Source organism: Pseudomonas sp. DL, assembly GCF_047199225.1.
GTDB classification, from domain to species: Bacteria; Pseudomonadota; Gammaproteobacteria; order Pseudomonadales; family Pseudomonadaceae; genus Pseudomonas; species Pseudomonas aeruginosa.
In genome coordinates, this window is record NZ_CP178323.1 from 2,034,339 (window position 1) to 2,055,410 (window position 21,072).

12 protein-coding genes are annotated in these 21,072 nt (G+C 67.3%); all 12 read left to right on the forward strand.

Annotated elements, in window-relative coordinates; all coding sequences use genetic code 11:
- Nucleotides 1-249 precede the first annotated feature (249 nt).
- The 12 genes from ACI766_RS09555 to pelG all read left to right on the forward strand — a co-directional run bounded on the left by ACI766_RS09555 (nucleotide 250) and on the right by pelG (nucleotide 21,037).
- Nucleotides 250-1,020: a hypothetical protein gene (locus tag ACI766_RS09555; RefSeq protein ID WP_023087158.1), complete on the forward strand. Its 771-nt coding sequence runs from the start codon at nucleotides 250-252 to the stop codon at nucleotides 1,018-1,020.
- Nucleotides 1,021-1,292: 272 nt separating this feature from the next.
- Complete coding sequence (gene gdhB, locus ACI766_RS09560) at nucleotides 1,293-6,155, forward strand: NAD-glutamate dehydrogenase GdhB (RefSeq protein ID WP_003103491.1); 4,863 nt, start codon at nucleotides 1,293-1,295, stop codon at nucleotides 6,153-6,155.
- 147 nt (nucleotides 6,156-6,302) lie between these two features.
- Nucleotides 6,303-6,746 carry a MarR family winged helix-turn-helix transcriptional regulator gene (locus ACI766_RS09565; protein WP_003109601.1) on the forward strand — a complete coding sequence of 148 codons (444 nt, stop codon included), beginning with the start codon at nucleotides 6,303-6,305 and terminating at the stop codon, nucleotides 6,744-6,746.
- Nucleotides 6,747-6,788: 42 nt separating this feature from the next.
- Nucleotides 6,789-7,361, forward strand: a complete 573-nt coding sequence (locus ACI766_RS09570; protein WP_003103486.1) for an isochorismatase family cysteine hydrolase — start codon at nucleotides 6,789-6,791, stop codon at nucleotides 7,359-7,361.
- A 12-nt stretch (nucleotides 7,362-7,373) separates the two neighbouring features.
- Complete coding sequence (locus ACI766_RS09575) at nucleotides 7,374-8,360, forward strand: FUSC family protein (protein WP_003103485.1); 987 nt, start codon at nucleotides 7,374-7,376, stop codon at nucleotides 8,358-8,360.
- A 481-nt stretch (nucleotides 8,361-8,841) separates the two neighbouring features.
- Nucleotides 8,842-11,688 (forward strand): bifunctional glycoside hydrolase 114/ polysaccharide deacetylase family protein, encoded by a 2,847-nt coding sequence (locus tag ACI766_RS09580; protein WP_087823956.1) that lies wholly within the window; start codon nucleotides 8,842-8,844, stop codon nucleotides 11,686-11,688.
- Complete coding sequence (locus tag ACI766_RS09585) at nucleotides 11,666-15,247, forward strand: tetratricopeptide repeat protein (protein ID WP_003452527.1); 3,582 nt, start codon at nucleotides 11,666-11,668, stop codon at nucleotides 15,245-15,247. The genes ACI766_RS09580 and ACI766_RS09585 overlap by 23 nt, the downstream gene beginning before the upstream one ends.
- A gap of 39 nt (nucleotides 15,248-15,286) precedes the next feature.
- Nucleotides 15,287-15,805, forward strand: coding sequence for a pellicle/biofilm biosynthesis outer membrane protein PelC (locus ACI766_RS09590; protein WP_003091288.1), 519 nt, complete (start codon nucleotides 15,287-15,289; stop codon nucleotides 15,803-15,805).
- Between the two features lie 5 nt (nucleotides 15,806-15,810).
- Entirely contained in the window at nucleotides 15,811-17,178 is a 1,368-nt protein-coding gene (locus ACI766_RS09595; protein ID WP_003143627.1) for a PelD GGDEF domain-containing protein, read from the forward strand.
- Complete coding sequence (locus ACI766_RS09600) at nucleotides 17,156-18,145, forward strand: tetratricopeptide repeat protein (RefSeq protein ID WP_003116464.1); 990 nt, start codon at nucleotides 17,156-17,158, stop codon at nucleotides 18,143-18,145. The genes ACI766_RS09595 and ACI766_RS09600 overlap by 23 nt, the downstream gene beginning before the upstream one ends.
- Entirely contained in the window at nucleotides 18,142-19,665 is a 1,524-nt protein-coding gene (pelF, locus tag ACI766_RS09605) for a GT4 family glycosyltransferase PelF (RefSeq protein WP_047689118.1), read from the forward strand. Before ACI766_RS09600 ends, pelF begins: the two co-directional genes overlap by 4 nt.
- Before the next feature lies 1 nt (nucleotide 19,666).
- Nucleotides 19,667-21,037, forward strand: coding sequence for an exopolysaccharide Pel transporter PelG (pelG, locus tag ACI766_RS09610; protein ID WP_003091283.1), 1,371 nt, complete (start codon nucleotides 19,667-19,669; stop codon nucleotides 21,035-21,037).
- The last annotated feature ends 35 nt before the right edge of the window (nucleotides 21,038-21,072 follow it).

Consider the following 21,072-nt stretch of genomic DNA (forward strand, 5'->3'; position numbering starts at 1 on the left):
CTGCGGCGGATGACGCCCCCCGATCCCGCACATGTTAGCGCACGGCGACTGCCTAGCGTACTCTCCGACGCTCGTGCCGCGCCTATTCGTGAACCCGCGCGGGTATGCCGGTGAAAAGCCTCCGCCTCTCGCCGTGACCTGCCTCGCGAAGCGCGGCGGATCGACGCGCCCGGGGAACTTCGCCGGCTCAGGCGGGTCGGTTTCCGCGATGCGAACAGCGAATGGACAGAGCGTTTGTCAGGAGCGACATTGCCGGGGCTTGCCCGGCGCAAGGGGGGGGGCCGCGCCCGGCGTGGGTGGCGGCGCTGGGTCGGTGGGCTGCTGTTGCTGCTCGGCGCGCTCGCCAGCGGATGTTCGAACGCGCCGCGCAACGCCGCCGGCGAGGACACCAGCCAGGGTTCGATGCGCGCCGGCGAATTCCTCCAGACCGATGCCGATCGCATGGCCACCCTGGCCATGCGCGACAACCTGCAAAGCCTCTACCAGTTGCTCTGGAAGCTGTACAAGCGCAATCCCGCCGAATGGAAGAAGACCGGCCTGCCGAGCCAGGCCGACGCCGAGCTGGCGATCCGCCGGGCCATCGAGCAGAACCGCGAACTCAGCGACCTGGGCGGCCGCCGCGACATCGCCGCACTGTCCTACTCCCTCGATCCGGCGTTCAAGGGCGACCGCGTCGGTGCCTTCATATACTCCCTGGCCAGCATGCTGATCACCGCCCATGGCGGGCGCACCGAGTTCTACGTCTACCAGGGGATCGACGCGCAGTACGTCTACAACGCCGCGCGCAACGTCGAGGTCGCCACCTGGATGCTGGCTACCCGCAAGGACGACAAGGGTGCCCCGTTGCTGCTTTCCAACGCCCTCACCGACGACGCCAGCAACCTCAGCTACGCCCGCGAGTTCGCCAAGATCGTCGCGCGCCTGGACCTGCTCGCCGAGGTGCTCGGCGAACGCTACCGGCGGATCAGCGTGAACTACGCCCAGGGACTGCTGTTCATGCATTTCCTGCCGGTGCAGTGAGCCGATGCTCCCGGGGTGAACGAATATGTCGCAGCACGGTAAGTGTTTTGCCTTGCCGGCTCGTTAAGCTCTGTCGGATATGACCGGCGGGTCGCTCGCCGAAAAGGGCGGTTCCCGGTCAGCCTTTGCTGTGCGCCTGCCTGCCTGGATTAATGCTCAGCTTCTGCTGAACTTCATGGACGCAGCGAGGGTCGGTCCGAAGGTGCGTTGCTCGCGACCTTTCCCGCGAACCGCTCGCCTCCATGAAATAACAAGCCAAGCGGAGTACAACCATGGCGTTCTTCACCGCGGCCAGCAAAGCCGATTTCCAGCATCAACTGCAGACGGCACTGGCGCAGCACCTCGGCGACAAGGCGTTACCACAAGTCACGCTGTTCGCCGAACAGTTCTTCAGCCTGATCTCCCTCGATGAACTGACCCAGCGTCGGCTTTCCGACCTGGTCGGTTGCACCCTTTCCGCCTGGCGCCTGCTGGAGCGCTTCGACCGCGACCAGCCCGAAGTCCGCGTATACAACCCCGACTACGAGAAGCACGGCTGGCAATCCACCCACACCGCGGTAGAAGTGCTGCACCCGGACCTGCCGTTCCTGGTCGACTCGGTGCGCATGGAACTGAACCGCCGCGGCTACAGCATCCATACCCTGCAGACCAACGTCCTCAGCGTGCGCCGCTCGGCCAAGGGCGAGCTGAAGGAAATCCTGCCCAAGGGTAGCCAGGGCAAGGACGTCAGCCAGGAATCGCTGATGTACCTGGAGATCGACCGTTGCGCCCACGCCGGCGAACTGCGGGCGCTGGAGAAGGCCATCCTGGAAGTGCTCGGTGAAGTACGCGTGACCGTCGCCGACTTCGAACCGATGAAGGCCAAGGCCCGCGAACTGCTGACCTGGCTTGGCAAGGCCAAGCTGAAGGTGCCGGCGGAGGAACTGAAGGAAGTACGCAGCTATCTCGAATGGCTGCTGGACAACCACTTCACCTTCCTCGGCTACGAGGAATTCAGCGTCGCCGACGAGGCCGACGGCGGGCGCATGGTCTACGATGAGAAATCCTTCCTCGGCCTGACCCGTCTGCTGCGTGCCGGCCTGAGCAAGGATGACCTGCACATCGAGGACTATGCCGTCGCCTACCTGCGCGAACCGGTCCTGCTGTCCTTCGCCAAGGCTGCCCATCCGAGCCGTGTGCACCGCCCGGCCTACCCGGACTACGTGTCGATCCGCGAGCTGGACGGCAAGGGCCGGGTGATCCGCGAGTGCCGCTTCATGGGCCTGTTCACCTCCTCGGTGTACAACGAGAGCGTCAACGACATCCCCTTCATCCGCGGCAAGGTCGCCGAAGTGATGCGGCGCTCCGGTTTCGACACCAAGGCCCACCTCGGCAAGGAACTGGCCCAGGTGCTGGAAGTACTGCCGCGCGACGACCTGTTCCAGACCCCGGTGGACGAGCTGTTCAGCACCGCCCTGGCGATCGTCCGCATCCAGGAGCGCAACAAGATCCGCGTGTTCCTGCGCAAGGACCCCTACGGTCGCTTCTGCTACTGCCTGGCCTACGTGCCGCGCGACGTGTATTCCACCGAGACGCGCCTGAAGATCCAGCAGGTCCTGATGGAGCGCCTGCAGGCGAGCGACTGCGAGTTCTGGACCTTCTTCTCCGAGTCGGTGCTGGCCCGCGTGCAGTTCATCCTCCGCGTCGACCCGAAGTCGCGCATCGACATCGACCCGGCGCGCCTGGAGGAAGAAGTGATCCAGGCCTGCCGTTCCTGGCAGGACGACTACAGCAGCCTGGTGGTGGAAAACCTCGGCGAGGCCAAGGGCACCAACGTCCTGGCCGACTTCCCGAAAGGCTTCCCGGCCGGCTATCGCGAGCGCTTCGCCCCGCACTTCGCGGTGGTCGACCTGCAGCACCTGCTCAGCCTCTCCGAGCAGCGCCCGCTGGTGATGAGTTTCTACCAGCCGCTGGCGCAGGGCGAGCAGCAACTGCACTGCAAGCTGTACCACGCCGACACCCCGCTGGCCCTGTCCGACGTCCTGCCGATCCTGGAGAACCTCGGCCTGCGCGTGCTCGGCGAATTCCCCTACCGCCTGCGCCACCAGAACGGCCGTGAATACTGGATCCACGACTTCGCCTTCACCTACGCCGAAGGGCTGGACGTGGACATCCAGCAGCTCAACGAGATCCTCCAGGACGCCTTCGTCCACATCGTCAGCGGCGATGCCGAGAACGACGCCTTCAACCGCCTGGTGCTGACCGCCAACCTGCCGTGGCGCGACGTCGCCCTGCTGCGTGCCTACGCGCGTTACCTGAAGCAGATCCGCCTGGGCTTCGACCTCGGCTACATCGCCAGTGCGCTGAATGCCCACACCGACATCGCCCGCGAGCTGGTGCGGCTGTTCAAGACCCGCTTCTACCTGGCGCGCAAACTCACCGCGGAAGACCTGGAAGACAAGCAACAGAAGCTGGAGCAGGCGATCCTCGGTGCCCTCGACGAAGTCCAGGTGCTCAACGAGGACCGCATCCTGCGGCGCTACCTCGACCTGATCAAGGCGACCCTGCGGACCAACTTCTACCAGCCCGACGGCAACGGCCAGAACAAGAGCTACTTCAGCTTCAAGTTCAACCCGAAGGCCATCCCGGAGCTGCCCAGGCCGGTGCCCAAGTACGAGATCTTCGTCTACTCGCCGCGTGTCGAGGGCGTGCACCTGCGCGGCGGCAAGGTGGCTCGCGGCGGCTTGCGCTGGTCGGACCGCGAGGAAGACTTCCGCACCGAGGTGCTCGGCCTGGTCAAGGCCCAGCAGGTGAAGAACGCGGTGATCGTGCCGGTCGGCGCCAAGGGCGGCTTCGTCCCGCGCCGCCTGCCGCTTGGCGGTAGCCGCGACGAGATCCAGGCCGAGGCGATCGCCTGCTACCGGATCTTCATTTCCGGCCTGCTCGATATCACCGACAACCTCAAGGAAGGCGAAGTGGTGCCGCCGGCCAACGTGGTCCGCCACGACGAGGACGATCCCTACCTGGTGGTCGCCGCGGACAAGGGCACGGCGACCTTCTCCGACATCGCCAACGGCATCGCCGCCGAGTACGGCTTCTGGCTCGGCGACGCCTTCGCCTCGGGCGGCTCCGCCGGCTACGACCACAAGGGCATGGGGATTACCGCCAAGGGCGCCTGGGTCAGCGTGCAACGGCACTTCCGCGAGCGCGGCATCGACGTGCAGAAGGACAACATCAGCGTCATCGGCATCGGCGACATGGCCGGCGACGTGTTCGGCAACGGCCTGCTGATGTCGGACAAGCTGCAACTGGTGGCCGCCTTCAACCACATGCATATCTTCATCGACCCGAACCCGGACGCCGCCAGCAGCTTCGTCGAGCGCCAGCGCCTGTTCAACCTGCCGCGTTCGAGCTGGGCCGACTACGACGCCAAGCTGATCTCCGCCGGCGGCGGGATCTTCCTGCGCAGCGCCAAGAGCATCGCCATCACCCCGGAAATGAAGGCGCGCTTCGACATCCAGGCCGACAGGCTGGCGCCCACCGAGCTGATCCATGCGCTGCTCAAGGCGCCGGTCGACCTGCTCTGGAACGGCGGGATCGGCACTTACGTGAAGTCGAGCAAGGAAACCCACGCCGATGTCGGCGACAAGGCCAACGATGGTCTGCGCGTCGACGGTCGCGAGCTGCGCGCGAAGGTGGTGGGCGAGGGCGGCAACCTGGGCATGACCCAACTGGCGCGGGTCGAGTTCGGCCTGCACGGCGGTGCCAACAACACCGACTTCATCGACAACGCCGGTGGCGTGGACTGCTCCGACCATGAGGTCAACATCAAGATCCTGCTCAACGAAGTGGTGCAGGCCGGCGACATGACCGAGAAGCAGCGCAACGCGCTGCTGGTGAAGATGACCGACGCGGTCGGCGCCCTGGTGCTGGGCAACAACTACAAGCAGACCCAGGCGCTGTCCCTGGCGCAACGTCGGGCCCGCGAGCGGATCGCCGAGTACAAGCGGCTGATGGGCGACCTCGAGGCGCGTGGCAAGCTCGATCGCGCCCTGGAGTTCCTGCCTTCCGACGAGGAGCTGGCGGAACGCATCAGTGCCGGCCAGGGGCTGACCCGCGCCGAGCTGTCGGTGCTGATCTCCTACAGCAAGATCGACCTCAAGGAATCGCTGCTGAAATCGCTGGTGCCGGACGACGACTACCTGACCCGCGACATGGAGACCGCCTTCCCGGCATTGCTGGCGGAGAAGTTCGGCGACGCCATGCGCCGCCATCGCCTGAAGCGCGAGATCGTCAGCACGCAGATCGCCAACGACCTGGTCAACCACATGGGCATCACCTTCGTGCAGCGCCTGAAGGAGTCCACCGGCATGAGCGCGGCCAACGTCGCCGGGGCCTACGTGATCGTCCGCGACGTGTTCCACCTGCCGCACTGGTTCCGCCAGATCGAGAACCTCGACTACCAGGTGCCCGCTGATATCCAGCTGACCCTGATGGACGAACTGATGCGTCTCGGTCGCCGCGCCACCCGCTGGTTCCTCCGCAGCCGCCGCAACGAGCTGGACGCGGCGCGCGACGTGGCCCACTTCGGCCCGCGCATCGCCGCCCTCGGCCTGAAGCTCAACGAGCTGCTCGAAGGGCCGACCCGCGAGCTGTGGCAGGCGCGCTACCAGACCTACGTCGACGCTGGCGTGCCGGAACTGCTGGCACGCATGGTGGCCGGTACCAGCCACTTGTACACGCTGCTGCCGATCATCGAGGCGTCCGACGTGACCGGCCAGGACACCGCGGAAGTGGCCAAGGCCTATTTCGCCGTGGGCAGCGCGCTGGACCTGACCTGGTACCTGCAACAGATCACCAACCTGCCGGTGGAGAACAACTGGCAGGCGCTGGCCCGCGAGGCGTTCCGCGACGACCTCGACTGGCAGCAGCGGGCGATCACCGTCTCGGTGTTGCAGATGCAGGACGGACCGAAGGAGGTCGAGGCTCGCGTCGGCCTGTGGCTGGAACAGCACCTGCCGCTGGTCGAGCGCTGGCGGGCGATGCTGGTCGAACTGCGTGCCGCGTCGGGTACCGACTACGCCATGTACGCCGTGGCCAACCGCGAGCTGATGGACCTGGCGCAGAGCAGCCAGCACGGTGTCTGCATCCCCTGATGCGAGCGGCCTGACGGCAAGCAAGAGCCCCGCCCTAGTGCGGGGCTCTTTCATTTCAGCTGTCGTGCCGTCGGTCGGGTCCCATGGCGGGCGGCGTTGGATGTGTTATTTTGCTATGAAAATATAGCTATGATTATGTAGATAAATATGCCCACCAACCAGGATCTCCAACTGGCAGCGCATCTGCGCAGCCAGGTCACCACCCTGACCCGCCGCCTGCGTCGCGAGGCGCAGGCCGATCCGGTGCAATTCTCGCAACTGGTCGTGCTTGGCGCGATCGACCGCCTTGGCGGCGACGTCACACCTTCCGAGCTGGCCGCCGCCGAGCGGATGCGCTCGTCGAATCTGGCCGCGCTGCTGCGCGAACTGGAACGCGGAGGGCTGATCGTCCGTCACGCCGATCCGCAAGATGGGCGCAGAACCCGCGTGTCGCTGAGCTCGGAGGGCCGGCGAAATCTCTACGGCAACCGCGCCAAGCGCGAAGAATGGCTGGTGCGTGCCATGCACGCCTGTCTCGACGAGAGCGAGCGCGCCCTGCTGGCGGCGGCCGGTCCGTTGCTGACACGCCTGGCGCAATTCGAGGAGCCCTGAATCCAGGGCTTTGGGTTCCGGCAGATGGAAGAGGAGTTCCCGATGAACACAGCACTGATCGGTCTCGACTACATCGTCGATATCATGCATCCCGACGGTAGGATTGCCCGCTGTGCAGAACAGGCCGCCTTGCGTGGCGTGGTCGCGCGTTTCAACCGCGCTCTCGCCGTCGCCGAGCAGCGTGGCTGGCTGCGGATCGCGGTGAGGGTGGGCTTCGAGCCCGGCTATCCGGACCTGCCGGAACATTCGCCGATCTTCGCTGCCGCGCAGGCACTCGGCGCTCTCGACCTCTGCGGGCGCGGTTGCGCATTTCATCCTGACCTGAAGCGGGATGCCGTGCAGATGGAAGTGCTCAAGCCGCGCATCAGCGCCTTCTATGCCACGCGCCTGGAGGCCGTGTTGCGGGCGAGGCGGATCGAGCGACTGGTGCTCGCCGGTGTCAGTACGACCTGGGCTGTGCAGGCCGCCGCGCGCGATGCGCACGATCGCGACTACCAAGTGCTGGTGTTGGAGGAGGCCTGCGCGGCGGCCAGCGACGAGGAGCACCGGCGCTCCATCGAGGTCCTGGGCGGCATCGCGCGGATCGTCACGCTCGACCAGTTGGCAGCGCTCTAGGCGGCGCGTCGTGTGTGCGCCTCGCTGACACGCCTGTTCGACGGCCGCGCCATGGGGCGCGCGCTCGCCGTGTCGCTGCCGCTGTTCGTGCTCTACAGCGCCAGCGGCGATGCCAACTGGCTGCTGGCGAATATCGCGACGATCTCCGTGGCGGTCGTCGTCGAGCGGGTCGGTAGCGCACCGCTCGCGGCGCTCGGCCAGGGGGTGGCGATCATCCTCGGCTTTCTCGGCCTGTCGTTCGCGCTCGCCTGGGGAGCGGCGTTTGCCATCGCTTGCGCAGCGCTCGCCGCTGCTGCTGTCGCGCTATCCGGCCTGGATACGCGCTTGCGCACGCTGGGCAATTTCGTCTTTATTCCTGTGCTCTATCTGGCCTGCGAGGTTGCCGCGACGCACCGCGCTGCGCTGTCCCTGGTGCCGTATCTCGTCGTCGCGACGCTACCATCGGTGGCGCTCGCCGGTGTCGATACCTTGCGCCACGCAGCGCTCGCACGCCGTTACGGCACCCTGCTGCGCTGGCGTGGGGCGCACTTGACGGGCCACGCGGCCGCGCATGACGAGCTGCTCCAGGCTGTGTTGGCGGTCACACTCGCCGTAGCCTGCAGCGCGACCTTGGTGGCGTGGCGGCACATCGAATACGGCCAGTGGGCGATCTGGTCGTCCGCCAGCGTGGTTACCGGCAATGCCGCCAGCGCGCACCTGAAGCTGCGCGATCGCGGGCTTGGCGCGCTGCTCGGCGTACCGCTCGGCCTCGCGGTAGGGGCCGCTCTACCGCATGTTCTATTGGTCCACACCTTGGCGACTCTTGCCTCGGTCCTCACCCTCGTCGGATTCCGTCACTACGCGACAGGTTTTGCCGCGCGTTGCGCGTGCATCGCCTGCGCCTCCTGGGCGATTCAGCAGTCGCCCCTGGTCGCCTCGCTGCGGGTCGCCGAAGTACTGGCGGGTGGGGCGATAGGCGTCGCCTCGGTGTGGCTGGTGCGGTTCCTCGCACGCAACTGAAGGCGGTGCGACCGCACGCGCGTGCGCCAAATGCCCGGCGCCTTTCGTTGGCCGGAAAAGACAACCTGTTTCACGGATTTAATAAACATTTAGTTATTAGCGAGCGGCGTCTACCGAACCGATGGCTCTAGACGAAGTGACTTCCGGGGGCTTCCGGAGGGCCGTCGACTTTCCTGATGAAGTGCGTGAAACCTGGGCTTTCCACTTTGCCACAGCGGTGTCTCGGAAAGCGCGGAGTTGACCTGCAAAGCGTCACGGGCAGGCAAAAGGACACCATGGCGTCATGTATGTGCCTAAAAATTGACAGTTTCCGCTTAAAAATTTAGCAATTAGCATATTTAGTCATTAGATTGACGTTAATCGCCTGCGGCTGCTTTGGCTGTGCCCGCACTGTCAGGGATTCGACGTTGCCACCGGAAACCGCATCCATGCTTCCGACCTGCCGCTTCGGTCGGTATCGACCCTGCCGCGTAGGCTGGGCATGCGGTTCAGCAAGAAAGGAATCGCCGTGCTGCGTCTGCCGTCCCGCCGTAACATCCTTCGACCCATCGAGTGCCCGCTCGCCTGGCTTGCCGGCCTGGCGCTGGCGCTTTGTGCCGGCACTGCCGCAGGGGATGCCGGCGGGCCGTCCAGCGTGGCGTTCTGGTACGCCGAGCGGCCGCCGCTGGCCGAGCTTTCCCAGTTCGACTGGGTGGTGCTCGAAGCGGCGCACCTCAAGCCGGCCGATGTCGGGTATCTGAAAGAGCAGGGCAGCACGCCCTTCGCCTATCTGTCGGTCGGCGAGTTCGACGGCGACGCCGCCGCCATCGCCGACAGCGGCCTGGCCCGGGGCAAGAGCGCGGTCCGCAACCAAGCCTGGAACAGCCAGGTAATGGACCTCGCCGCGCCGAGTTGGCGGGCGCACCTGCTCAAGCGCGCCGCGGAGCTGCGCAAACAGGGCTACGCCGGCCTGTTCCTCGATACCCTGGACAGCTTCCAGCTACAGGCCGAGGAGCGCCGCGAGGGCCAGCGCCGGGCGCTGGCCAGTTTCCTCGCCCAGCTGCATCGCCAGGAGCCGGGCCTCAAGCTGTTTTTCAATCGCGGTTTCGAAGTGCTGCCGGAGTTGCCCGGCGTCGCGTCGGCGGTGGCCGTGGAGTCGATCCATGCCGGTTGGGACGCCGCTGCCGGGCAATACCGCGAGGTGACCCAGGAGGATCGCGATTGGCTGAAGGGTCACCTGGATGCCCTGCGCGCCCAGGGCATGCCCATCGTCGCCATCGACTACCTGCCGCCGGAGCGGCGCGACGAGGCGCGCGCGCTCGCTGCGCGCCTGCGTAGCGAAGGCTACGTGCCGTTCGTCAGCACCCCGGCGCTGGACTACCTGGGGGTGAGCGACGTCGAGGTGCAACCGCGACGCATCGCGCTGCTCTACGATCCGCGCGAGGGCGACCTGACCCTGAGCCCCGGTCACGTCTACCTCGGCGGCCTGCTCGAATACCTCGGTTATCGGGTCGACTACCTGCCCACCGACCAGCCGCTGCCCGAACGTCCGCTGAGCGGTCTCTACGCGGGGGTAGTCACCTGGATGACCAGTGGACCGCCGCTGGCCAGCGACGCCTTCGACAACTGGATCGCTGCACGTCTCGACGAAAAGGTGCCGGTGGCGTTCCTCGCCGGTCTGCCTACCGAGAACGACGGCCTGTTGCAGCGCCTGGGTATTCGCCGACTGTCGCAGAAACTCAAGGTCAAGCCGAGTACCGAGACCCACGACCAGGCGCTGCTTGGTTCCTTCGAAGCGCCGCTGGTGATCCGGATCCGCGACCTGCCGGCGCTCACCGTACTCGATCCGGCGCGGGTGACCCCGGCGCTCAAGCTCAAGGGCGACGGCAAGGAGTACGTGCCGGTGGCGACCGCCGACTGGGGCGGCTTCGCCCTGGCGCCCTATGTGCTGGAGGAGGGTAGCGAGCACCGGCGCTGGATCCTCGATCCGTTCGCCTTCCTGCGCAAGGCCTTGCGTCTTGTGCCGCTGCCGAGTCCCGACGCGACCACCGAGAATGGCCGGCGCATCGCCACCGTGCACATCGATGGCGACGGCTTCGTCTCCCGTGCCGAGGTGCCCGGCAGTCCCTATGCCGGCCAGCAGGTGCTGGAGGACTTCATCAAGCCCTATCCGTTCCTCACCTCGGTCTCGGTGATCGAAGGTGAGGTCGGGCCGAAGGGCATGTACCCGCACCTGGCCAGGGAGCTGGAGCCGATCGCCCGGCGCATCTTCGCCGACGACAAGGTGGAGGTCGCCAGCCATACCTTCAGCCATCCGTTCTTCTGGCAGCCGCAACTGGCCGAGCAGGGCGAGAACTTCGAGGCCCAGTATGGCTACAAGATGGCCATCCCGGGCTACGACAAGGTCGACTTCGTACGCGAGGTGATCGGCGCCCGCGACTACATCGAGCAGCGCCTGACCACCCCGCGGAAGCCGGTCAAGATGATCTTCTGGTCCGGCGACGCGCTGCCCGACGCCGCCACCATCAAGCTCGCCTACGACGCCGGGCTGATGAACGTCAACGGCGGCAATACCGCGCTGACCCGGGCCTTTCCCTCGCTGACCGGACTCTATCCGCTGATCCGGCCCACCCGCGGCGGCGTGCAGTACTACGCGCCGATCATCAACGAGAACGTCTACACCAATCTCTGGCAGGGGCCGTACTACGGCTTCCGCGGCGTCATCGATACCTTCGCCCTGACCGACAGCCCGCGCCGCCTGCGCGGCCTGCACCTGTACTACCACTTCTATTCGGGGACCAAGCAGGCCTCGATCCGCACCATGCACCAGATCTACGCGGCGATGCAGGCGGAGCGTCCGTTGTCGCTGTGGATGAGCGACTACATCCCGCGCCTGGAAGGCCTGCATCGCGCCAGCCTGGCCAAGCGTGCCGATGGCAGCTGGCAGTTGCGCGGCTTCGCCGCCTTGCGCACGGTGCGCCTGGACCCGGCGCTGGGTTGGCCGGACCTCGCTCGCTCCACGGGAGTCGCGGGCGTGCGCGACCTGCCCCAGGGGCGCTATGTGCACCTGAGTGCGGCGAATGCGCGCCTGGTCCTGCGCGACAGCCGCGATCCGCGGCCGGCGCTGGAGGAGGCCAACCTGCCGCTGAAGCACTGGCGCTACCGCGACGATGGCCGCGTCGAGTTCGCCTTCGCCGGGCACCTGCCATTACGCCTGGTGGTGCGCGCGGCGGGCGATTGCCGGCTGAGTGCGGCCGGCAAGGCCTTCCCGGGAAAGGCCGGCAACGGCCTGTGGACGTTCGAGTTGCCGATGGAGCAGGTGCGCGATGGCCAACTCGTCTGCCGCTGACAAGCATCCCCAGGCGCGCCTGCTGAATCCCTGGGCCCTGCTGCCGGTCGCTCTCGGGGTGGCGCTGGTGCTGTGGCTGACCTTCAACAGCGAAGAAGTATTCATGCCCAGCGGCGATGGCGAGCCCGACGCGGTCTCGGTGAACTACGCCGAACTGCTGTTGCAGGCGCACCCGGAGAACGACGCGCTGCGCCTGACCCTGATCGACCTGCTGGTCAAGCTCGGCGACTTCGAGCAGGCGCGTCATCACCTCGCCCGTCTGCGCGGCAAGGACCGCCTGGCAACGCCGTTCTACGAGGTGGAACTGGACATCCTTGGCGCCCTGGCCAGGCCCGAGGGCATGGATGAGGAGCAGACGCGCCGATTGCTGGAGCGCCTGCGCAAGATCGAGCATGTTTCGTTGAACGACGCCATGCTCGAACGACTTGCCCGTCATGCCCTGGCCCTGGACGCGCCGGACCTGGCGGCGCGGACCTTTGCCGAACTGGCCGGCCGCGACCCGCAGGGCCGGCAGCGCTGGCTGGACGAGGCGGCGCGCTGGTACCTGGCTTCCGGCGAGCCGCTGCCGGCGGCGGACATCCAGCGGCAACTGGCCGAAGCGCAAACCGAGTCGGCGAAGCGCCTGGCCTATCTGCGCCAGGCCTTCGCCAGCCTGCTCGCTGGCGAGCGCGGCGAACAGGCGGCGTTGTTGCTGGACGAGCGGCTGGACGCCTTGCCGGAGGATGAATCGACCCTGGCCTGGCTCGCCGAGGGCGTACGCGCCGCCGAAGGCAGCCAGCGCTACGACCTGGCCGAACGCTTCATCCGGCGCTGGCGCGAATTGCGCCCCGAGGACCATGAGGCGCTGGCCGCCGACCTGCGCCTGAACATGGCCGCCGGGCGGGTCGAGCGGGCCTGGGAGGTCGGCCGGGAGCTGCTGGCCCTGCGCCCGGAGGACAGGACGCTGCTGGCCGATCTCGCGCGCCTTGGCGAATGGACCGGCAACGGCCCGCAGGCCCTGGGCCTGTGGAAGCAACTGCTGGCCGGCGCCGATGACCCGGCCCTGCGCGAGCATGCCTGGCGCCTGTCGCTGCAGATGTTCGATTTCGACAGCGCCATCGAGCTGCTGGCGCCCATCGGTGCGCAGCGACAGATGACCGACGAGGAACTCGATGCGCTGGTCTACAGCCATGAAACCCGCGGCACGCCGGAAGAGGGCGAGGCATGGCTGCGCGGCTACGTGCAGCGTTATCCGAAACAGCGCCTGGCCTGGCAGCGCTTGCAACAGATCCTCGAACACACCCAGCAGTTGCAGGAAGAGACCGGGGTCTGGGCGCGGATGGCCCGGCATTTCCCGCTGAGTGTCAAGGAACGCATGCAGTGGGCGGAAACCCACTGGAACCTGTTCGATCCGCGCCAGGCCTGGAAGGTCCTCGCCGGCGTGGATACCCGCGCGATCCGCGAGCCGGAGTTCTGGCGCCTGCGCGCGGCGCTGGCCTGGGCCCTGGAGCAGGACGACGATGCCCGCGCCGCCTACGAGCGCATGCTGGCCCTGGACATCCGCCTGAACAGCAGCGACGAGGACCAGTTGATCGCCCTGTACCGGGACAGCAATCCGAAGCAGGCCTTGCAGGTGCTTATCGGCAGTTGGCAGCGCAGCCGCGATCCGCGGCGCCTGGCCAGCGCCCTGCAACTGGCGGAGAACCTCCACGACTGGCCGGCCCTGAAGAGCCTGCTGGCCGAGGCCGAAGGCCTGCCGGAAGCGCAGGGCAGCCCCTATTACTGGGTGGCCAGGGCGCGGCTGGCGGAACAGGAAGGCCATGGCGACGTCGCCGAGCGTCTGTACCGGGAAGCCCTGGTGCGTTTCCCCGGCGAGAACCTGGTGCGCGAACGCCTGCTCTGGTTCTACATCGACCGTGGCCGTCGCGACAGCCTGGCGCCCCTGTTGGCGCAGTGGCATGGCCTGGCGCTGCGGGACAGCACGCTGTGGCTGCCGTTCGCCAGCGCCAGCCTGCTGCTCGAGCGTAACGACCAGGCGCTGGCCTGGTTCCGCCTGTACCTCAAGTCCAATCCCAACGACTGGCTGGTGCAGGCCGCCTACGCCGACGCACTGGATGCCAGCGGCTACCAGGACAAGGCCCTGCGCCTGCGCCGACTACTGCTCCGGCGGCTCGACCGCGAGGCGGTCAGGGCCACCCCGGACAGCTTCGCCGCCTACCTGCGCCTGCTCGCCGTGGCCCAGGGGCCGCTGCTCGCCCAGGGCGAGGCGCGGCGGGCCTGGAATGGCGAGCCGGCGATGCTGCAGCTGTGGTTCGAGCAGTTCCTCGACCAGCTCGCCGCCACCAACCAGGAGCCGCTGAAGGATGACTGGCTGGCCTGGGCGCGCGGCCGGGGCCTGAAGATCGGGCGCAACGAAGAGATCCAGGCCGCCCTGCGCAGCCAGAATCGCGCCGCCCTGCAACGCCTGCTGGAGCGCGGCGAGCTGGATCCGGCGCAGCGGGTCGAGGCGCTGGTGCGTCTCGGCCATGGCGGCGAAGCGCTGGGCGAGGCCCTGGGCGCACTGGGCGACGGCCACTCGCGCGACAACCGCGAGCAGCTGCGGCGGCAGGCGGCGGAAATCCTCGAACGCACTCCCCAGGGCCTGCAACTGGGTTGGAACAAGCGCGACTTCGGCGGTCTCGACTTCAAGGGGCCGACGCTGCGCGCGGCGCGCCACCTCGGCGACGACTGGTACGCCGATCTCGAACTGGGCAGTGGCCGCTATCACGGCGATGCGCTGGATAGCTCGCTCCTCGGTAGCGAACGCAACGCCAGGCTGACGTTGCGGCGCGAACTGGCCGATGGCTTCGCCGCGGCGACGCTCGATGGCAGCTGGCGCGACGACGAGGACCGCCACGGTCTGGGGTTGCTGCGCAATTGGCGGCTGAGCTCGCGCGACGAACTGGAAGCGGGCCTCGATTGGCACCGCGAGACCGACGAGACCGGCCTGATGCGAGCCCTCGGCATGCGCGACAGCCTACGGCTCGGCGGCCGCCACACCCTCAGCGGGCGCGACCAGTTGAGCTGGTCGCTGGCGCACAACCGCTTCTCCACCCGCCAGGGCGACGACCTCGGCAACGGCGAGGCGCTGTCCCTGGAATGGGCCCACACACTGTTCTTCGACGGCCCGGCCTGGCAACTGCGCGGCGGCATCGACTACCAGCGCAATCGCCTGGAGAACCGCGTGCCGGACGACCTGCTGGCGGCCCATGGCGGTGCGCTGGCGCTCGATGGCGCGCGCAGCCAGGACCTGCTGCAGGACCGCTATGGCCAGGTCTACCTCGGCAGCACCTGGCGCCGTGGCTTCCCTGGCGCGCTGAACCGCAGCCGTCCGCAATACACCTGGATCGTCGACACCCTGGCCGGCTGGCAGTGGACAGAGAAGGAGTTCAACTACGGCATCGATCTCGGCATCGGCATGGAGCTGCTGGGCGACGACGAACTGGCGTTCACCTTCGGCTACCAGTCGGCTCCCCAGGGCGGCGGCGGCGATGCCGGCGGCACGCTCGGGGTGACCTACAGCACGCGCTTCGGCCGCTGAACGCGGCCCGGATACGGAATTCAACAGGAGGAACACAACATGCAATCCATCCGCTGCCTGGCTCTCGCGGCCGTCGCCCTGTTCATGGCGGGCTGCTCCAGCTTCACCAGCGAAAGCGCTACGCCGCTGGCGCGCGGCGCGCAGTGGGGCCTGGTGCCGCTGCTCAATTACTCCCAGGCGCCGCAGGCCGGCGAGCGTGCCGAGCAGATCCTGCTCAGCGTGCTGGCCGAGGAGGGCGTGCGGCCGCGCCTGTACCCGGCGCAGCCGCAAGGCGACCTGCAACTGGTCGACGACCGCGAGCGCCAGCAGCGCGCGCTGGACTGGGCACGCCAGCAGAAGCTGGCCTACGTGGTCACCGGCAGCGTCGAGGAGTGGCAGTACAAGAACGGCCTGGACGGCGAGCCGGCGGTGGGCGTCAGCCTGCAGGTGCTGGAGCCGGCCTCCGGGCGGGTGCTCTGGAGCACCAGCGGGGCGCGCGCCGGCTGGTCCCGGGAAAGCCTGGCGGGCGCCGCGCAGAAAGTCCTGCGCGAGCTGGTCGGCGACCTGCGGCTCGAGTGACGGCGATGTCCGCGCACAAGGATTTCGCCCTCGCACCGCGCGCCAGCGGCAGCGTCTCCTGGGTCGAGACGCTGGTCATCAGCGCGCTCGCGCTGGGCCTGGGCTGGTGGTTCAGCCCGGACGACCCGCTGCAGGTCAACGCCACCTTTCCCTGGGTGATCCTCGCGCCCCTGTTGCTGGGCATGCGCTACGGCTTCGTCCGCGGGTTGGCCAGCGCGGCGCTGCTGGTGGCGGCGCTGTTCGCGTTTCGCGTCCAGGGCGTCGAGGCCTATGCCCAGGTACCGGCGGCCTTCATCGTCGGCGTGCTGCTCTGCGCCATGTTGGTGGGCGAGTTCCGCGACATCTGGGAACGCCGCCTGGAGCGCCTGGAGCTGGCGAACGAGTACCGTCAGTTGCGCCTCGACGAATTCACCCGCGCCCATCACATCCTGCGCATCTCCCACGATCGCCTGGAACAGCGGGTCGCCGGCAACGACCAGAGCCTGCGCAGTTCGCTGCTCGGTCTGCGACAACTGCTGCGCGAGCTGCCGGGCGATGAGGCACCGCTCGATGCGCTGGCGGAAACCGTGCTGGCGCTGCTGGCCCAGTACGGTTCGCTGCGCATCGCCGGACTCTACCGGGTGCGCCACGACCGCACCCCGGAGCCGCAACCCTTGGCGACGCTCGGCGAGATGCCGGCGCTGGACGCCGACGATCTGCTGGTGCGCACCTGCCTGGAGCGCGGCGAACTGGTCAGCGTGCGCCAGGAACTGCTGGAGCGCGGCGAGCAGCGTGCGCACAGCGCGCTGCAGGTGTGCGTGCCGCTGGTCGACACCGATGGGCGGATCCTTGCCCTGCTGGCGGTGGAGCAGATGCCGTTCTTCGTCTTCAACGAACGTACCTTCAGCCTGCTGGCGATCCTCGCCGGGCATATCGCCGACTTGCTGCAGAGCGACCGTCGCGCACTGCAACTGGCCGACATCGACGCCCAGCGCTTCTCCCAGTACCTCAAGCGCTCCCTGCTGGACGCCCGCGACCATGGATTGCCGGCCTGCCTGTATGCCTTCGAGTTGACCGATGCGCGCTACGGCGAAGAGGTCCAGCGTCTGCTGGAAGGCAGCCAGCGTGGCCTCGACGTGCAGTTGCGACTGCGCAACGACGAGGGCCGGCGGGTCCTGCTGGTGTTGTTGCCGCTGACTTCCGCCGAAGGCTCCCAGGGGTATCTGCAGCGCCTGAGGATTCTCTTCGCCGAACGCTTCGGCCAGGCCCGCGAGCTGGAGTCGCTGGGCGTGCGCATCCGCCAGTACGAACTGGACGCCGGCAACGATCGGCAGGCGCTGGGACATTTCCTTTTCAACGAGTGCGGCCTGAATGATCAGCAAGTGGCTGTTTAGCGGCGCCTTCCTGTTCGAGCTGAGCAGTTGGGCGAGTGTCTTCGCCGACCTGCCGTTCGGCCAGGCGCTGGCGCTCTACCTGTTCGCCCACGGCCTGGGCAGCGCGCTGCTGTGCGTCGGCGTATGGCTGCTGCTGCCGCGGCGCTACAAGTTCCCGCTGCCGTGGAGCCCGCTGTTCCTCTTCAGCCTGGCCTTCTTCGTGCCGCTGATCGGGGCGGTCGGCGTCGCCGCGGCGGTATTCCCGGCGCTATACCTGCCGCGCCAGCGTGGCGAGCAGGCCTGGCAGGCGATGGGCGTCCCCGAGCTGCCGTTCCGGCCGAAGGAAAAGCGCCTCGACATGATGTTCAGCGACGGCGGTCTGCAGGACGTCCTGCGCCATGCGCCGGACCCGAACCAGCGGCTCACGGCGATCTTCGCCACCCGGCGGATGCCCGGCAAGGAGGCGATCCCGATCCTCAAGCTGGCCCTGCGCGACCCCGCCGACGACGTCCGCCTGCTGGCCTACTCGATGCTCGACCAGAAGGAAAGCCGGATCAACCAGCGCATCGAGGCCGCCCTCGGCCGCCTCGCCGGCGCCACGCCGGCGCGACGCGGCGCGCTGCACGGAACCCTGGCGCGCTGGTACTGGGAACTGGCCTACCTGGGGTTGGCCCAGGGCAGCGTGCTGGAGCACATCCTCGAGCAGGCGCGCGAGCATACCGACCAGGCGCTGCGCGGCGCACCCTCGGCCGACCTGCATCTGCTGGCCGGGCGCATCGCCCTCGAACAAGGCCGCCTGGAGGATGCCGGACGCGCCCTCCAGGCCGCCGAGGAGGCGGGAATCGATAGCGCCCAGCTGGCGCCGTTCCGCGCCGAGGTGGCGTTCTTCCAGCGGCGCTACCGGGACATCCCCCGGCTTCTCGCCGGAATGCCCGACGACATGCTGCAACGGCCGCCCTTCGCGGCCCTGGCGAGATACTGGACATGACCGAACACACCGCTCCGACGGCGCCCGTCGCCGATGTCTGCCTGCTGCTGGAGGGCACCTGGCCCTATGTCCGCGGCGGCGTCTCCAGCTGGGTCAACCAGTTGATCCTCGGTCTCCCCGACCTGACCTTCTCGGTGTTCTTCATCGGCGGCCAGAAGGATGCCTACGGCAAGCGCCACTACCCGATCCCGGACAATGTGCTGCACATCGAGGAACACTTCCTGGAAACCGCCTGGAGTTCGCCGAACCCGCAGACGCGACAGGGCAGTAGCGAGACCGAAAAGGCGTTGCGCGATCTGCACCGTTTCTTCCACTACCCGGAGACGCCGGACGTGGAGGAGGGCGACGCGCTGCTCGACCTGCTCGCCGAGGGCCGCATCGGCCGCGAGGACTTTCTCCACAGCAAGGCCAGTTGGGAGGCGATCACCGCAGGCTACGAGCGCTATTGCACCGATCCGTCCTTCGTCAATTACTTCTGGACCCTGCGCTCGATGCAGGCGCCGGTGTTCATGCTCGCCGAGGCGGCCCGGCGGATGCCGCGGGCGCGCATGCTGCACTCGATCTCCACCGGCTACGCCGGCCTGCTGGGCTGCATCCTGCAACGTCGCTGGGGCTGCCGCTACCTGCTCAGCGAGCACGGCATCTACACCAAGGAGCGCAAGATCGACCTGGCCCAGGCCAACTGGATCGCGGAGAACCCCGACGAGCAGCTGAGTACCGGACTGGATGCCGAGGTCAGCTACATCCGTCGCTTGTGGATCCGCTTCTTCGAGCGTGTCGGCCTGCTCACCTATCGCGCCGCCAATCCGATCGTCGCCCTCTACGAAGGCAACCGCCAGCGCCAGGTACTCGATGGCGCCGAGCCACGGCGCACCCGGGTGATCCCCAACGGCATCGACCTCGATGCCTGGGCCGGCGCCCTCGAACGGCGGCCGCCGGGGATTCCGCCGGTGGTCGGGCTGGTCGGCCGGGTAGTGCCGATCAAGGACGTGAAGACCTTCATCCGCGCCATGCGCGGGGTGGTCAGCGCGATGCCGGAGGCGGAGGGCTGGATCGTCGGTCCGGAGGAGGAAGATCCGGACTATGTCAGCGAATGCCGCAGCCTGGTGGCCAGCCTCGGCCTGCAGGACAAGGTGAAGTTCCTCGGTTTCCGTCGGATCGGCGAGGTCCTGCCGCAACTCGGCCTGATGGTCCTCACCTCGATCAGCGAAGCGCAGCCGCTGGTGATCCTCGAAGCCTGGGCTGCCGGCGCCCCGGTGGTGAGCAGCGACGTCGGCTCCTGCCGCGAACTGATCGAAGGCGCCGACGCCGAAGATCGCGCCCTGGGTCGCGCCGGGGAGGTGGTGGCGATCGCCGACCCGCAGGCCACTTCGCGGGCGATCCTCGCCCTGCTGCGCAATCCGCAGCGCTGGCAGGCGGCCCAGGCGGTCGGCCTGCAACGGGTCGAACGCTACTACACCGAGGCGCTGATGCTCGGACGTTACCGCGGGCTGTACCGCGAAGCCACGGAGATTGCATGACATGGCCGGCATCGGCTTCGAACTGCGGAAGATCCTTTCCCGCGATTCCTATACGGCGACCCTGCGCGCCTACCTCTACGCCGGGCTGATCAGCTCCGGTCCCTGGGTGCTGTCGATCGTCAGCGTGATGCTGATCGGCGTGCTGAGCCTCGGCGTGGTGGTGCCGGACGTGCTGGTCCGGCAGTTCCTGATCACGGTGACCTACCTGATGGCGCTGTCGCTGATCTTCACCGGGGGACTGCAACTGTTCTTCACCCGCTTCATTTCCGATCGCCTGTTCGAGCGCAAGCACGAGGCGATCCTGCCCAACCTGGTGGGCGTGCTGTTGCTGGTGACGTTGGCGGCGGGCCTGCTCTCGGCGATATTGCTGGCGACCCTGTTCGATGAGCCGTTCGCCTACCGCCTGCTGGTGATGGCCAACTTCGTGGTGCTCTGCAACCTGTGGCTGGTGATCATCTTCCTGTCGGGAATGAAGGCCTACAAACGCATCCTGCTGGTGATGTTCATCGGCTACGCGCTGATGGTCGCCTGTGCCTACCTGCTGCGTTTCATGCAGATGGACGGCCTGCTGCTGGCATTGCTGATCGGCCACGCCAGCCTGCTGTTCGTCTTCCTCTACGACATCCTCCGCGAGTACCCGGCCAGGCGCATGGTGGCCTTCGACTTCCTCGACCGCCGACAGGTCTTCGTCAGCCTGCTGCTGACCGGCCTCTGCTACAACCTGGGGATCTGGATCGACAAGTTCATCTTCTGGTTCAACCCATCCACCTCGGACCTGGTGATCGGCCCGCTGCGCGCCTCGATCCTCTACGACCTGCCGATCTTCCTCGCCTACCTGTCGATCATTCCCGGCATGGCGGTGTTCCTGGTGCGCATCGAGACCGACTTCGCCGAGTGGTACGAGCGGGTCTACGAGGCGATCCGCGGCGGCGAGACCCTGCAGCACATCGGCCTGCTCAAGGAGCAGATGATCCTCGCCATCCGCCAGGGCCTGCTGGAAATCTGCAAGGTGCAGGGGCTGGCGGTGGTCCTGCTGTTCCTGCTGGCGCCGCAACTGCTCGGCTGGCTGGGAATTTCCCGCTATTACCTGCCGCTGTTCTACATCGACCTGATCGGGGTGAGCATCCAGGTAGTGTTCATGGCCTTGCTCAACGTCTTCTTCTACCTGGACAAGCGCCGCATCGTCCTCGAACTCTGCGTGCTGTTCGTGATCGTCAACGGCGCCCTGACCTTCGTCAGCCTGCTGCTCGGGCCGAGCTTCTTCGGCTACGGCTTCACCCTGTCGCTGCTGGTCTGCGTGCTGGTCGGGCTGTACCGCCTGACCACCGCGCTGGACGACCTGGAGTACGAGACCTTCATGCTCAATCGCTGAGGGGTTTCGCCGGCGGCAGGGTCTTTCAGAAAGGG